The 13,805-nt window shown below is 73.9% G+C and carries 10 protein-coding genes; 2 read left to right on the plus strand and 8 right to left on the minus strand.

The window, feature by feature from the left end:
- Positions 1-3: 3 nt before the first annotated feature.
- The gene (locus tag IE272_RS32575) at positions 4-561 is read right to left on the minus strand and encodes a dihydrofolate reductase family protein (protein ID WP_190009329.1); all 558 of its coding nucleotides are present in this window, start codon (positions 559-561) and stop codon (positions 4-6) included.
- A 172-nt stretch (positions 562-733) separates the two neighbouring features.
- Between IE272_RS32575 and IE272_RS32580 the strand changes: the two genes are divergently transcribed.
- Both IE272_RS32580 and IE272_RS32585 read left to right on the plus strand, forming a co-directional pair.
- Positions 734-1,369, plus strand: a complete 636-nt coding sequence (locus tag IE272_RS32580; RefSeq protein WP_050358536.1) for an ArsR/SmtB family transcription factor — start codon at positions 734-736, stop codon at positions 1,367-1,369.
- Positions 1,366-2,691 carry an MFS transporter gene (locus IE272_RS32585; RefSeq protein ID WP_190009331.1) on the plus strand — a complete coding sequence of 442 codons (1,326 nt, stop codon included), beginning with the start codon at positions 1,366-1,368 and terminating at the stop codon, positions 2,689-2,691. The genes IE272_RS32580 and IE272_RS32585 overlap by 4 nt, the downstream gene beginning before the upstream one ends.
- On the opposite strand, the gene IE272_RS32590 is transcribed toward IE272_RS32585, so the two are convergent.
- From IE272_RS32590 to infB, 7 genes are all read right to left on the minus strand, one after another.
- Positions 2,692-3,858: an XdhC family protein gene (locus tag IE272_RS32590; protein WP_190009333.1), complete on the minus strand. Its 1,167-nt coding sequence runs from the start codon at positions 3,856-3,858 to the stop codon at positions 2,692-2,694. It abuts the gene before it with no gap.
- A 63-nt stretch (positions 3,859-3,921) separates the two neighbouring features.
- The gene (locus IE272_RS32595; protein WP_073957514.1) at positions 3,922-4,878 is read right to left on the minus strand and encodes a bifunctional riboflavin kinase/FAD synthetase; all 957 of its coding nucleotides are present in this window, start codon (positions 4,876-4,878) and stop codon (positions 3,922-3,924) included.
- A 43-nt stretch (positions 4,879-4,921) separates the two neighbouring features.
- On the minus strand, positions 4,922-8,473 hold the full coding sequence (locus IE272_RS32600; RefSeq protein WP_190009335.1) for a trypsin-like peptidase domain-containing protein: 3,552 nt from the start codon (positions 8,471-8,473) through the stop codon (positions 4,922-4,924).
- A gap of 258 nt (positions 8,474-8,731) precedes the next feature.
- On the minus strand, positions 8,732-9,631 hold the full coding sequence (gene truB / locus IE272_RS32605) for a tRNA pseudouridine(55) synthase TruB (protein ID WP_007450962.1): 900 nt from the start codon (positions 9,629-9,631) through the stop codon (positions 8,732-8,734).
- On the minus strand, positions 9,628-10,110 hold the full coding sequence (gene rbfA / locus IE272_RS32610; protein ID WP_050358541.1) for a 30S ribosome-binding factor RbfA: 483 nt from the start codon (positions 10,108-10,110) through the stop codon (positions 9,628-9,630). The genes truB and rbfA overlap by 4 nt, the downstream gene beginning before the upstream one ends.
- Positions 10,111-10,146: 36 nt before the next feature.
- Positions 10,147-10,440, minus strand: coding sequence for a DUF503 domain-containing protein (locus IE272_RS32615; protein ID WP_018960670.1), 294 nt, complete (start codon positions 10,438-10,440; stop codon positions 10,147-10,149).
- Positions 10,441-10,628: 188 nt separating this feature from the next.
- Positions 10,629-13,772, minus strand: a complete 3,144-nt coding sequence (gene infB / locus IE272_RS32620; protein WP_073739447.1) for a translation initiation factor IF-2 — start codon at positions 13,770-13,772, stop codon at positions 10,629-10,631.
- Positions 13,773-13,805 lie beyond the last annotated feature (33 nt).

Below are 13,805 nucleotides of genomic sequence, written 5' to 3' on the forward strand. Positions count from 1 at the left end.
TGTTCAGCGGGTCCGGTAGCGGGCGTAGACCAGTCCACTGGCGAAGGCGTGCTCCTCGACCAGTTCGAGGTCGAGGCGCACGCCGTCGGGGAAGAACCGCTTGCCGCCGCCGACCACGCTCGTGGTGATGAAGAGGTGGTATTCGTCGACCAGACCGGCCGCGATGGCCTGGGCCGCGAGGTTCGGGCCGTCGACGGTGAGGTCGTGGTCGGACTCGGCCTTGAGCTGGCGCACCGCGTCCGGGTCGAAGGTCCGCTCGATCCTGGTCTTCGCGCTGGACACCTCGTCGAGCGTCGTGGAGTACACGACCTTCTCCGCGGCCTGCCAGTCGCGGGCGTACTGCAGGATGTGCGGCGGCTGGCCGGGCTCGGTGTGCGCGGTCTCCCAGTAGACCATCGTCTCGTACATCCGCCGGCCGTAGAGGTACGTGCCCACGGGGCGGAAGAGGTCGCCGACGAAGGTGTGCACCTCCGGGTCCTCGGCCCCGGTGCCGAGGCCGCCCTCCGCCGCCTCCGCGTAGCCGTCGAGCGAGGTGATCATGGAGTAGACGAGCTTGGCCACGGCGTCTCCTTCGGTACGGACGCGCGCCTGTCGGCGGTCCCGCAGGTGGTGACCGCCGCGCCCTGCGGAACTCATCGGTCGGCAGGCGTCGGCACCCCGCCGCGACAGACCGCAAAGAGTTCTTCGCGAAGAAGTCTTTGCGAAGGACTCTTTGCGATCTAGAGTCTGCCGTATGACAGACGACACTCCGCGCCCGTCCGACGACCCGTCCCCGGATGAGGGATCGGTCGTCCTGGACGCCAAGGGGCTGCGCGCCATGGCGCATCCGGTCCGCGTACAGCTGGTCGGGCTGCTGCGAAAGCACGGCCCGTCCACAGCCACCCGTCTCGCGGAGCGGCTGGGGGTGAACTCCGGAACGGCCAGCTACCACCTGCGTCAGCTCGGCGCGGCCGGCTTCGTCGAGGAGGACACGGAGCGCGGCAACGCCCGCGAGCGCTGGTGGCGTTCGGTGCACCGGACCACCTGGTTCAACGACCCGGAACTGGCCGAGCGGGAACCCGAGGCCGCCCTCGCCTACCAGCAGTCCGTCGCCTCCATCTACGCCCTGCGCACCCAGCAGACGCTGAACGATCTGCAGACGATGCCCCGCGTCTGGCGGGAGCGGTTCGACCTGAGCGACTGGGTCCTGCGGCTCACCCCCGAGGAAGCGACCGCGCTCTATCAGGAGTTGTGGGGCGTCATCGGCCGCTACCGGCGGGACACCCCGGAGAACGCGGCGACCGCCCCGGCGGGCGCGGAGCGCGTCGGCGTCATCACCCACTTCCTGCCCGAGCTGAACACGCCCGCCCCGGAAGCGGAGGCACCGTGAGCCCCGGGGACCCGGGCGGCACCGGGGTCATACCCGCCGATCGGTCCTTACGGCCGCTGGCCGGGGTGCTGGCGGCCATCGCCGCTTCCGTGACCGGCACCCGGATCTCCCTGATCGCCCTCCCCTGGTTCGTCCTCGTCACCACGGGCAGTGCTACGCGGACCGGGCTGGTCGCCTTCTGCGAGATGGCCCCCTACGTCCTGGTCAAGGCGTTGTCCGGCCCGCTGGTGGACCGCACGGGCCCACGGACCGTCTCCTGGAGCACGGACCTGGTGAGCGCGGCCGCCGCCGCGGCGATCCCGCTGCTGCACACCCTGGACCTGCTGTCCTTCCCTGTTCTGCTGGGCCTGGTCGCGGTGATCGGGTCCGCTCGCGGTCCGGGCGACCTGGCGAAGGAGGTCATGGTCCCGGAGGCCGCCGAGCGCGCCGGAACACCCCTGGAGCGGGCCATGGGCCTGTCCGGCGTGATCGAGCGGCTCGCCTCCACCATCGGCCCGGCGGCGGGCGGCGCCCTGGTGGCGCTGCTCGGCCCCATGACGGGCCTGGTCGTCAACGCGGGCTGCTTCGTCCTCGGTTCGGTGATCGTCGCGGTCGCGCTGCCGCGCGGCACGGGGCGTCCGGCCATGGCCCCCTCAGCACCTGCCGACGCCCAGGAGCCGGGCTACTGGCGGCGGTTCGTCGAGGGCTTCACCTTCCTGCGCGGCGATCCGTTGCTGCTCGCCGTCATCGTCGTGGTCGGGATCACCAACCTGCTGGACGCGGCGCTGACCACCCTGATGATCCCCGTGTGGGCCGGAGGGTCCGGCAACGGTCCGGCGGCCATCGGCCTGGTCAGCACGGCGATGGGGGCCGCCGCGGTCTGTGGAAGCCTCATCGCCGCCATGGCCGCCCACCGGCTGCCCCGCAGGGCGGTGTTCCTCGTCGGGTTCCTGCTGGCCGGGGCCCCGAGGTTCCTGGTCCTCGCGGTGGACGCCCCCTTGGGCGTGGTGCTGGCCGTCTTCGCCGTCAGCGGCTTCGGAGCCGGGTTCATCAACCCCGTACTGGGGGCCGTCTTCGTCGAACGGGTGCCGCGCCGGATGCTGGGCCGGGTCAACGCCCTCGGGGACTCGCTGGCCTGGTCCGGCATCCCGCTCGGTGGGCTGCTCGCCGGGGCGGCGGTGACGGCCGCCGGACTGACTCCGGTGCTGCTCGTCTGCGGGGCCGCGTACTTCCTCACCACGACCCTGGCCGGGCTGCGGCCGGAGTGGCGGGCCATGGACCGCTCCCGGGAGCGCGCCGTACCCGGGGAGGCGGTTCAGGACGGGGCGAAGGCGGTGCCCTGATCACCGCGTGCCGGTCGGCCCGCCGGGGTGGTGGATCGCCCCCGACAGTTCGCCGAGCGGCCGGCCCGTGCCGCCCCAGCGGTGCTGGATGATCTCGGCGGCGATGGAGACGGCCGTCTCCTCCGGCGTACGGGCTCCGAGGTCGAGGCCCACCGGCGAGGCGAGGCGCGCGAGGTGCGCCTCGTCCACCCCGGCCGCACGCAGCCGGGCCAGCCGGTCGCGGTGGGTGCGGCGGCTGCCCATCACCCCGATGTACGCGGCGGGCGTGCGCAGGGCCGCGGCGAGCAGGGGCACGTCGAACTTGGGGTCGTGGGTGAGCACGCAGATCACGGTGCGGGCGTCGACCTCGGTGGACTCCAGGTAGGCGTGCGGCCAGGCGCGGACGACCTCGTCCGCCGTGGGGAAGCGCTCCCGGGTGGCGAAGGCGGGGCGGGCGTCGCAGACCGTGACCCGGTAGCCGAGGAACGAGCCGATGCGGGCGGTGGCCGCCGCGTGGTCGATCGCGCCGAAGACGAGCATGCGGGGCGGCGGGGCGTACGTCCGGACGAAGACGGCGACCTCCTGCATCCGGCGCTGGCCGTGCGCCCCGTACCACTGGATCCCGGTGTGCCCCTGGGCCAGCAGCCCCCGGGCGTCGTCGGAGACGGCGGCGTCCAGCCCTTCGGAACCGAGAGTTCCGAACGTGCCGGGGATGTCGTGGATGCCGGGGATGTCGCGGCTGTCGGCAGCAAGGGCGGGCCGGACGACCAGGCGGGCCCCGGTCTCCGCCGCGCCGGACAGGACCGTGGCCTCGGCCACCGGCAGATCGGCGGCGATCAGGTCCAGCACGGCCGCGAGATCCTCGCGTTCGGCGGCGGTCGCGTAGGCACGCACCAGGATCTCGATCGTGCCGCCGCAGGTCAGCCCGACGCCGAACGCCTCGTCGTCGCTGATCCCGTACGACACCACGCGCGGCCCCGCCCCGGCGAGCACCTCGCGGGCGACCTCGTACACATCGCCCTCGACACAGCCCCCGGAGACGCTGCCGACCACGGTCCCCGCCGCGTCCACGGCCAGCACGGCGCCGGGGTCGCGGGGCGCGCTGCCGTGCACGGCGACGACGGTCGCCAGGGCGAAGGGGATGCCGTCGGAGCACCGGGCACGGAGGTCGGGCAGGATGTCGCGCACCCTGTCAGCATCCGCCGTCGCCGGGCGGACCGCACGGCGGGAATGTGACGACAGGCCCCAGCGTCAGTGGGTTCGGTCGTACGCCGCGGTCAGCTCGCTGGAGCGCTTCACATCGGCGGCCATGGCGACCAGAAGGTCGTCGATCGAGTCGAACTTCAGCATGCCGCGGACGTACGCGAGGAAGTCGACGGCCACGTGCAGCCCGTACAGGTCCAGGTCGACGCGGTCGATGGCGTATGCCTCGACGGTCCGGTCGACGGCGTCGAACTGCGGGTTCGTCCCCACGGAGATCGCCGCGGGCATCGACTCGCCGGCCACCTCCAGCCAGCCGGCGTAGACGCCGTCGGCGGGGATCGCGGTGTGCGGCAGGGTCTCGACGTTGGCCGTCGGGAAGCCCAGCTCCCGGCCGCGCTGCGCGCCGCGCACCACGATGCCCTCGACCCGGTGCGGGCGGCCGAGGATCTCGGCGGCCCCGGCGACATCGCCCTCGGCGATCAGCCTGCGGGTGAGCGTGGAGGAGAACGGCTGCCCGCCGCCCGCCTCACCGGTGACGTACAGGTCGATGACCTCGACGGTGTAGTCGTAGGCGGCGCCCAGCTCGGTCAGGAGCGCGACGTTGCCCGCCGCCTTGTGGCCGAAGCGGAAGTTGGGGCCCTCGATGACGGCCTTGGCGTGCAGCCGGTCGACGAGGACCTTCGCGATGAAGTCGGCGGGCGACAGCTTGGAGAACTCGGCGGTGAACGGCAGGATCAGCAGGGCGTCCACGCCCAGCTCCGCCATCAGTTCGGCGCGGCGGTGGTGCGGGGACAGCAGCGGCGGGTGGCTGCCGGGGCGGACGACCTCGCTGGGGTGCGGGTCGAACGTGACGACGACGGACGGAACGCCCAGCTCACGGGCGCGCTCGACGGCCCGGCCGATGATCAGCTGGTGTCCGCGGTGCACGCCGTCGTAGGAGCCGATGGTGACGACGCTGCGCCCCCAGTCCTGGGGGATGTCCTCCAAGCCACGCCAGCGCTGCACTGTGACCGCTCCTCGCCCGAACCTGTGTACGTGTGTATGTCGATTACGCAGGTCTAAGACTGCCATGCTCACGTCCCGCCGCCTGCATCGGCATCGGCATCGGCGGACGTGATGTCTCCAACGCCTCGACCGTGCGCCGGGCGCTCGGGCCCACGACCGCCGCCCACTCCTGGGGGGCGTCGGCCAGCCAGCGGGTGACGAGGGCGGCGAATCCGGGCACGTCGCGGGCGAGTTCGACCAGGCCCCGGTCGAACCGGGCGGCGCCTTCGGGGGTGCGGACCAACAGCATCCCGGTGCGGTGGACGAGTGCGCGCGTACGGATCTCCGGGCGGCGTTCCGAGCCCTCGGCGGCGGCCCGCAGCAGCGCCTCCAGGACGTCCGGGTCCCGGCCGGTGACCTGCTCGAACTCCAGCAGGACCTCCAGCAGCTCCGCCCGCAGCGGCCGGGACGCGGCGCTCCCGGCCCCGGCGAGGACCCGGGCGAGCGCGGCGCGCACCGGCGGCGGTGCGGGGCGGTCCCGCAGCAGCCCGGTCACCAGGGGCAGGAGGAGTGCCCGGGCGGCGGGGCCGTGCTCCAGGCGGAGGTCGACGTACTCGGCGGCGTGCGTGCCGTCCTCGGGGTGGGCGTCGATGTACTCCCGTACGAGACCGGCGACGTGCAGCGCGAGCGCGGGCGTGTCGAGTCCGGCCAGCGCCCGCAGCACCGCTCCCCCGCCGTCCCCGGGGCGGGCGAGCCGGGCGCGGAGGGCGGCGAGGACCGGCTCCGGGTGGGCCGGGAACACCTCGGCGAGCAGCTCGACGGGCAGCCGGGGGTCTCCGGCGGCGAACGCGCGCAGGGCCCCGGGCAGGTGGCTTCTCCTGGCCACCGGGTCGCGGACGAGGAGGGTGAGGGCGGCGGCGTGCAGGGCGCCGTCCTCGGGGCGGTCCAGCAGCAGGAGAGCGGCGGAGCGCAGCAGCGCCCGGTCGCCCTCGGCGGTGACCCGCTGCTGGAGGAGTCCGGCGTAGCGGGCGGCGGCGGAGCGACGGGCCGGGCGGTCCTCGTCGCGGGCCCAGCGCTCCACGGCCCGGCAGAGCACGGTGGGCTCGTCCTCGGCGAGGGCGAGGAGCAGTTCCCCGGCGCGCTGGTGCGGGGTGGCGATCAGCGCGTCGGTCAGGTCGTCGAGGGCGAGGTCGCGGCGGGCGTACAGCAGGGCCTGCGCGGCGGCGGCGACCGTGGGGCGCAGCGGGACGTCCGGGGCGTCGGGGCCCACGAGCAGCGGGCGTTCGTCGGTGAACCAGCGGCACAGCAGCGGCTGCACGGTCGGGGCGTCCAGGGCGAGGCGGCGGGCGACCGCGTCCAGATAGCGTTCGTCGCCGTCGGTGCGGGGCAGCCCGTCGGCGGGCACGAGGCGGCGGAGCAGGTCGATCCGGTCCTCCTCGGGCAGCCGCAGCCGCCGCCAGAACCAGGGCCCGAACTCCCCGTACGCCCCGAGGTCCCCGGGTCCGTCGGGGGCGGCGGAGCGGCGGGTGATGCGCCCGGCGAGGACCCGCAGGACGCCGAGGTACGGGCGGGCGTCGGGCACCCGCAGCAGGCTGCCGCCCAGGAGGTGGGCCGCCCACCAGGCGGCGTCCTCGTCGCGCGGGCCCTCGTCGGTCCACAACCGGTCCAGCGCCTCGATCAGGTCGGCCATCCGGTGCGCGAGCGCGGCCGTGCCCTGGCGGCGGCCGAGGAGCACCATCGCCTGGATCACCGGTCCGATGCGGTGCCGGGGCACGGGCAGGCTGCGGGGTTCGCCGACGGTGCGGGGGTGCGACACCCGGTCCGGGCCGCCGCTCCCCCGGTGCCAGCGGTGCACCAGGGAGCGCAGGGCCGCGTCGAGGTCGAGGTGGGCGCCCTGCACCCAGTCGCCGAGCTCCTCGTGGGCGAAGCGGTAGCCCGCCCCGGCGGGGACGAGGAGGCCTTCGGTGAGGACGGCGGAGGCCCAGCCGGTGCGCCAGGGGAAGATCTCCTCGAACGCCGTCCGGTCCAGCTCACCCTGGCCCGGACCCAGGCAGCGGCGGGCCGCCTCGTGGACCTGGCCCGCCACCCCGGCGGCGAGGCGGCGCACGGCGGCGCCGCGGGGCTGTTCGTCGGCGGCGGCCGCGATCCGGACCGCGACGCGCACGCACAGCAGGTCGAGGTGGGCGCCGAAGACGTCCTCGGTGTCGGGGCGGCCCGGCACACCGGGCGGCAGCGCGGCGCGGACCTCGGCGAGGAGCCGCAGGGTGAGCGGGTGCCGGTCGTGGCCGGGGGCGAGGGCGGCGGGCGGGATGCCGTAGGCCTCCTTGGCCCGCTCGGCCTGCTCGGGGGTGAGGTCGCCCAGGCGCAGGGCGGCCGGCAGTCGGCGGGCGGCGCGGTGCGGGCGGTGCAGGGCGTCCGGCGGGTAGAGGACGCCCGCGGTCTCCCAGTGTTCGGGGCGGCAGGCCACGACGAGCCGGACGCCCTGCTCGCGCAGCCAGGCGACGGTGCCGGCGGTCCAGTCGGCGAGCCGGTGGGCCAGCAGCGGCGGCATCTCCTCGGGGCCGTCGAGGACCACCAGGAGCGGTTGCCCCGCGTCGGCGGCGAGCCGGGCGACGCGCTCCGGGGTGGCCGTGCTCATGTCGCCGCGGGCGCCCGCGGCGGTGACGATCCGGGCGGCGCGGGTGAGCGTGCGGCTCGCGGCCTCCGCGATCGAGGTGTCCTCGGCCAGCAGGTCCGCGCCGCGCAGCCAGAGCGTGGGGGCGGGCGCGCCGCCGTCGGCGCGGCGGTCGGCGAGGGCGGCCAGCTCGGTGGTGCGGCCGGTGCCGGGCGCTCCGACGAGGCCGAGGACCAGCCCCGTGCCGGCGGCGAAGGCGGCGAACTCGGCGTGGACGTCGGCGCGCTCGACGGGGGCGGTGCGGGCTCGCGGGCCGTCCGCCGAGCCGACGGAGGTGGCGGTGAGCTGGAGGGCCCCGGCCAGGTTGAGATCGGGGCCGTAGGCGGGGGCGGCGGTGGCGTTGCGGCGCAGCAGGGCGTCCAGCGTCCCGTCCGCGCCCCGGCCGATCGGGAGCGCGAGGCCGGCCGCCTCGTGCGGGGCGGTGAGGGCGGTGCAGAGGATCCCGACGACCGCGCCGGTGACCGGGTCGGTGACGGGCCCGCCGATGGCCGCGCCGCCGGAGCGCAGCGCGTCGCGGCCGTCGGTGCCGAGGGCCAGCTCCAGGGCGGCGGGGACCGGGTGGCCGACGCCGTCCGGTGCGGTGTAGGTGGCGGGGGTGGTGCCGAGCACCCGGGCCTCGCGCCGCCCGTGGGCGGCGATGTCCACGTAGCCGCCGGGCTCGGTGCGGTCGTGTCCGGCGATGGGCAGGGGTTCCGCGTCGAGGGCGTCGGGGCCGTCGGTGCGCAGGAGGGCGAGGCCGAGGGCGGGCAGCGCGGTGATGTCGTCGGGGGCGACGGTGCAGGAGCGTCCGTCGGTGCCGTGGAGGAGGAGCGGGCCCGGGGAGGTCACGGCCTGATGGGCGGTGACGACCGTGCCTCGGTCGTCCGCGACGAATCCGGTCCCTCGCGGCCGGCCGGCCTGATCACAGATTCTTACCAGCTTCGACCGGTCCCCACTGCCCATGGTGCGACGTTAGGCCGCCGATGATCTCCCGAAGCCCGGGGACGGGGAAAGCGCCCCCCGCGCCCCCGGTGTTCACTCCGAGCGCCCGTCCATTGGGGTGAATAAGCGTGTCCCTCGGAGAGCAGGGATGGTGCCGGGGAGGGGAACGTGGAGCGGGCACCGGGTGGGGCATGGGTGCCCGCTCCACGCATGACCCGCCGGAGCGCGGGGTGCGGCCCGGACGCTGGATGCGACAGGCGCGGGGGTGCGGGGTGCGGCTCAGGCGAAGACGGCGAGGCTCTTGGCCTTGCCCTTCTCCTCCTCGACGAGCACGAGGAACGTGCCGTCGGGCCCGAAGACCGCGACCGGCCCCGGAGGATGCGCGGGCATGTCCAGCCGTACGCCGTTGAGGAGCAGCTTGGCGCGCTTCTCGTCCACGTCCCAGCGGGGGAACGCGGAGGCGGCCGCCTCGGCGACCGGCATCACGGTCAGCTCCTGCTGGTGCTGATCGAGCGTCCGGGCCGCGTCCAGTCCGTACGGACCGACCCGGGTCCGGCGCAGCGCGGTCAGGTGACCGCCGACGCCGAGCCCGGCTCCGAGGTCACGGGCGATGGCCCGGATGTACGTCCCCGAGGAGCAGACGACGGAGACGACCAGGTCGAGGACGGGGGTGCCGTCCTCGGCGACGGCCTCACGGACGTCGTAGACGCGGAAGGAGGAGACGGTCACCGGACGGGCCGGAATCTCGAACTCCTCGCCGCCGCGCACCCGCGCGTAGGACCGTTTGCCGTCGATCTTGATGGCGCTGACCTTGGACGGGACCTGCATGATCCGTCCGGTCAGTGCGGCCACCCCGGCGTCGATGCCCTCACGGGTCACGCCGGAGGCGTCGGTGGACGAGGTGATCTCGCCCTCGGCGTCGTCGGTGACCGTGTCCTGGCCGAGCCGGATCGTGCCGAGATACTCCTTCTCGGTCAGGGCCAGGTGGCCCAGCAGCTTGGTGGCCCGCTGGACCCCGAGCACCAGGACGCCGGTCGCCATCGGGTCCAGCGTGCCGGCGTGGCCGACCCGCCGGGTGCGGGCGATGCCGCGCATCTTGGCGACGACGTCGTGCGAAGTGAAGCCGGACGGCTTGTCGACGATGACAAGGCCGTCCGGCGTGGTGGTCTGCTCGGTCATGCGGAGGCCGGGCCCTCGTTCTTCTCGGAGGATCCGTCGGTCCCGGGCTCGTCGTCCTCGTCCTCGGGCTTGCGGTACGGGTCGGCTTCGCCGGCGTACTTCGCGCCCGTGGACACCTGGCGCACCTCCGCGTCCTTGGCCCGCGCCTTGTCGAGGAGGTCCTCGATGGTGCGGGCGTTGTCCGGGAGGGCGTCCGGGACGAAGGCCAGGCTCGGCGTGAACCTGACCCCGGTCTGCCGGCCGACCTCGGTGCGGAGGACGCCCTTGGCGCTCTCCAGCGCCGCGGCGGAGGCCGCGCGCTCCTCGTCGTCGCCGTAGACCGTGTAGAAGACCGTGGCCTCCCGCAGGTCGCCGGTGACCCGGGCGTCCGTGATCGTCACGAATCCCAGCCGCGGATCCTTGATTCGCCGGTCCAGGGTCTCCGCGACCACGACCTGGATGCGATCGGCCAGCTTGCGGGCCCGCGCGTTGTCGGTCACCGGTCCGTCACTCTTCCTTCTGATTTCGCTCGACTGTCAGTCTTCGTCACTGTGCAGCCGCCGTCTCACCGACAGCAGCTCCACCTCGGGGCGTCCCGCGACCAGCCGTTCGCAGCGGTCCAGTACGTCCGTGAGGTGTCCGGTGTCACCGGAGACCACGGCAAGGCCGATCTCGGCCCTGCGGTGGAGATTCTGTCCGCCGGTCTCGGCCGCGCTCACCGCGTACTTGCGCTGGAGCTCGGCGACGATCGGGCGGACGACGGAACGCTTCTCCTTCAACGACCGTACGTCGCCGAGGAGCAGATCGAAGGACAGGGTCCCCACATACATGTGTGTCCGGATGTCCCGCCGGTTCGGGTTCGTGCCCCGCCAGAGCTTGCCGGGGACATCAGAACCGTACCGGAACGGCCGGAGCCGATCGACGGAAATACGACCCGTCGACCGGCCCCGACCGTGGTGGAGGGGGGCCGGGAGCGAACTCCCGGACCCCTTCCGAATCCTTGCGGATCCGAGGTTGATCAGCCTCGCGGCTTCTCGCGCATCTCGTACGTCGCGATGACGTCGTCGATCTTGATGTCGTTGAAGTTTCCGAGGTTGATACCACCCTCGTAGCCTTCGCGGATCTCGGTGACGTCGTCCTTGAAGCGGCGCAGACCGGAGATGTTGAGGCTCTCCGCGATGACCTTGCCATCGCGCAGCAGGCGCGCCTTGGTGTTGCGCTTGACCTCGCCGGAGCGGACCAGCACACCGGCGATGTTGCCCAGCTTGGACGAGCGGAAGATCTCGCGGATCTCCGCCGTGCCCAGCTCGACCTCTTCGTACTCCGGCTTGAGCATGCCCTTGAGGGCCGCTTCGATCTCTTCGATCGCCTGGTAGATGACCGAGTAGTACCGGACGTCCACACCCTCGCGCTCGGCCATCTGCTCGGCACGCCCTGCGGCGCGCACGTTGAAGCCGATCACGATGGCGTCGGAGCCGGTCGCCAGGTTGATGTCCGACTCGGTGACCGCACCCACACCGCGGTGCAGGATCCGGATGTCGACCTCTTCACCGACGTCGAGCTGGAGCAGCGAGGACTCGAGAGCCTCCACCGAACCGGACGCGTCGCCCTTGATGATGAGGTTGAGCTCCTGGACCAGACCGGCCTTGAGCGCCTCGTCCAGGTTCTCCAGGGAGAACCGGACGCCCTTGCGGGCGAAGTTGGCGTTGCGCTCACGAGCGGCACGCTTCTCGGCGATCTGACGGGCCGTACGGTCCTCGTCGACCACCAGGAGGTTGTCGCCGGCACCCGGGACGTTGGTGAGACCCAGGACCAGGACGGGGGTCGACGGACCCGCTTCCTGGACGTTCTGACCGTTGTCGTCGAGCATCGCCCGGACACGGCCGTACGCGTCGCCCACGACCACCGTGTCACCGATGCGCAGCGTTCCGCGCTGGACCAGGACGGTCGAGACGGCACCGCGACCGCGGTCGAGGTGGGACTCGATCGCAATACCCTGCGCGTCCTGCTCCGGGTTGGCCCGCAGGTCGAGCGAGGCGTCGGCGGTGAGGACGACGGCCTCCAGAAGAGCCTCGATGTTGAGGCCCTGCTTGGCGGAGATGTCGACGAACATCGTGTCGCCGCCGTACTCCTCGGCCACCAGCCCGAACTCGGTGAGCTGACCGCGCACCTTGGTCGGGTCGGCGCCCTCGACGTCGATCTTGTTGACCGCGACCACGATCGGCACCTCGGCCGCCTTGGCGTGGTTCAGCGCCTCGATCGTCTGGGGCATCACACCGTCGTTCGCCGCCACCACGAGGATCGCGATGTCGGTGGACTTCGCACCACGTGCACGCATGGCGGTGAACGCCTCGTGACCCGGGGTGTCGATGAAGGTGATACGGCGGTCCTCGCCGTTGACCTCGGCGCCGACCTGGTAGGCACCGATGTGCTGCGTGATGCCGCCGGCCTCGCCCGCGACGACGTTCGTCTTGCGGATCGCGTCCAGCAGTCGGGTCTTACCGTGGTCGACGTGACCCATGACGGTCACGACCGGCGGACGGGAGACCAGGGCCTCTTCGCCGCCCTCGTCCTCGCCGAACTCGATGTCGAAGGACTCGAGCAGCTCGCGGTCCTCCTCCTCGGGGCTGACGATCTCGAGGACGAAGTTCATCTCGTCCGCGAGCAGCCGCAGCGTCTCGTCGGGGACGGACTGCGTCGCCGTGACCATCTCGCCGAGGTTCATCATCACGCCGACGAGCGACGCCGGGTTCGCGTTGATCTTCTCCGCGAAGTCCGTGAGCGAAGCACCGCGGGACAGCCGGACAGCCTGCCCGTTGCCGCGGGGCAGCATGACGCCGCCCACCGACGGGGCCTGCATGGACTCGTACTCCTGGCGCCTCTGCCGCTTCGACTTACGGCCACGACGCGCCGGACCGCCGGGACGGCCGAACGCACCCTGTGTGCCACCGCGGCCACCGGGGCCGCCGGGACGTCCACCGAAGCCGGGACGACCGCCGAAGCCGCCGCCGCCACCGGGACGACCGGCACCGCCGCCGCCACCGGGACCGGCCGGACGACCGGCGAAGCCGCCACCGCCGCCGCCACCGGGACGACCGGCGAAGCCGCCGCCGCCACCGGGACGACCTGCGCCGCCACCGGCACCGCCGGGACGACCGCCACCGCCGCCGGGACCACGGCCACCGCCGGGGCCGCCGCCGGGACGCGGGCCCGCAGCGGGACGCTGCGGCATCATGCCCGGGTTCGGACGGTTACCGGCGGGACCGCCGCCGGGACGCGGAGCCTGCGGGCGGGGCATGCCGCCCGGAGTGGGACGGGCACCGCCCTGACCCTGACCACCCTGCGGACGCGGGGCGCCGCCGGGGCCACTGCCCTGAGGACGCGGGGCGCCGGGGCGCTCCGAGCCGCCACCGGGGCGCGGGGCGCCACCCGGACGGGGCGCGCCGGGGCGCGCCATGCCGGTGGAACCGCCGGAGGTGAAGGGGTTGTTGCCCGGACGGGGACCGGCCGGACGGGTACCGCCGGGGCGCGGGGCGCCCTGGCCCGCGGGACGTGCGGGGCGGTCGCCGCCACGCTCGCCACCACGGCCGCCGTCACGCTGGCCACCGTCGCGCTGGCCGCCGTCACGCTGACCGCCGGCCGGAGCCGGACGGGCGGGTGCGGGACGGGGACCCGGGGTGGCACCCGCGGGACGCGGGGCCTGGGGCTGCTGGGGGGCAGCCGGCTGGGCCGGAGCCGGAGCCGAGAACTCGGCGGCCGGGACCGGGGTCACCGGGGCCGCCTTCGGCGCGGGCTTCGGGCCCGGACGGGGGCCCGCCGACGGCGCGGAGGGCGCCGCCGGGGTGCTGCTCGGGGCCTCGGCCTCGACCGGCTTGGGAGCCGGTGCGCCGGGCTTCGGGGCAGCGGGACGTGCCGCAGCGGCCGGGGAGGGCGCTGCGGGCTTCACGGGTGCCGCCTTGCGGGGCGCACCAGGCTTGGCAGCGGACTTGCCGGCGTTGCCGCCGGGCCCCTGCAGTGCGTCGGTCAACTTACGTACAACCGGCGCCTCGATCGTCGAGGACGCCGAACGGACGAATTCACCGAGTTCTTGGAGCTTGGCCATGACGACCTTGCTCTCGACGCCGAACTCCTTGGCGAGTTCGTATACCCGGACCTTAGCCACTTCGCTCCTTTTAGGTCCGGGTTACCGCCGGAC

It is taken from the genome of Streptomyces anulatus (assembly GCF_014650675.1).
Lineage (GTDB): Bacteria > Actinomycetota > Actinomycetes > Streptomycetales > Streptomycetaceae > Streptomyces > Streptomyces anulatus.

Bases quoted from the DNA above. Each gene is read 5' to 3' on its own strand.
- IE272_RS32580 (WP_050358536.1), top strand. From the start codon at position 734: ATGACAGACGACACTCCGCGCCCGTCCGACGACCCGTCCCCGGATGAG.
- IE272_RS32600 (WP_190009335.1), bottom strand. From the start codon at position 8,473: ATGGGCAGTGGGGACCGGTCGAAGCTGGTAAGAATCTGTGATCAGGCC.
- truB (WP_007450962.1), bottom strand. From the start codon at position 9,631: ATGACCGAGCAGACCACCACGCCGGACGGCCTTGTCATCGTCGACAAG.
- IE272_RS32615 (WP_018960670.1), bottom strand. From the start codon at position 10,440: ATGTATGTGGGGACCCTGTCCTTCGATCTGCTCCTCGGCGACGTACGG.